2 protein-coding genes are annotated in these 835 nt (G+C 72.9%); both read right to left on the reverse strand.

Annotated features, from left to right (window positions below; translation table 11 throughout):
- On the reverse strand, window positions 1-645 hold a 645-nt coding region (locus ABY44_RS01625), incomplete at its 3' end, for an alpha-amylase family glycosyl hydrolase (protein WP_431640775.1).
- On the reverse strand, window positions 642-835 hold a 194-nt coding region (locus ABY44_RS01630), incomplete at its 5' end, for a hypothetical protein (RefSeq protein WP_431640777.1). The genes ABY44_RS01630 and ABY44_RS01625, both read right to left, overlap by 4 nt.

Genomic DNA, 835 nt, shown 5'->3' on the forward strand with positions numbered 1-835 from the left:
CAGCGCGGCATGCGCGGCGGCCAGCCGTGCGCTGTCGCGCGCCGGCGCGGCGTCGAAGCGTTCGGCGAGCGCGTTCAGGTCCGCGCGGTTCGCGAGGCGCAGGATGTCGGCATGGGTGGCGGCCGCCACGGGCAGCCGCCGTCCGGGGCACGCGATGAAGAAGCGGCCGCTGGCCGGGTCGGCGCCCAGCGTGATGTCGCCGGCTGCGAGCGCGTCGCCGTAGGGCAGGCCGAGACACGGCAGCAGCACCTTGCCGTCGAGCGCCGGATCGGGCGGGTGCCAGTCGATGTCGAAATGGCGCGCGTACGGGCTGGCGGGGCCCCATTCGAGCACGTCGTTCCACCAGCCGTTCGACGAGCCGCCGACGCCCATATGGTTCGGCACGATGTCGACGATCACGCCGAGGCCGCGCGCGCGCAACGCGTCGACGAGCCGATTGAAACCTGCTTCGCCGCCGAGTTCGGGATTGAGCGTGCCGTAATCCACGGTGTCGTAGCCGTGCCGCGAGCCCGGTTCGGCGGCCGAGACCGGCGACAGGTACAGGTGACTCACGCCGAGCCGCGCGAAGTAGTCGGCGTGCGAGGCCGCGTCGTCGAACGTGAAACCCGCATGAAGCTGCAGCCGCAGCGTCGCGCGCGGCGTCATGCGCCGCGCTCCCTTGAACGGCGCGCCTGCACGACGGCGGCGATGCGTTCGCGCACGTCGGCGTCGAACAGCGTGTCGATTGTGCGCGGCAGCCGTTGCCGCCAGTTCGGATGCCCGCACGGCGGCCCCGGCAGGTTCGGCTGCGCGTCCAGCGCGAGCAGGTCCTCGAGCGGCACGATCGCGAGCGGCG

The sequence above is a fragment of the Burkholderia sp. ZZQ-2 genome (genome assembly GCF_050768715.1).
GTDB lineage: Bacteria > Pseudomonadota > Gammaproteobacteria > Burkholderiales > Burkholderiaceae > Burkholderia > Burkholderia cepacia.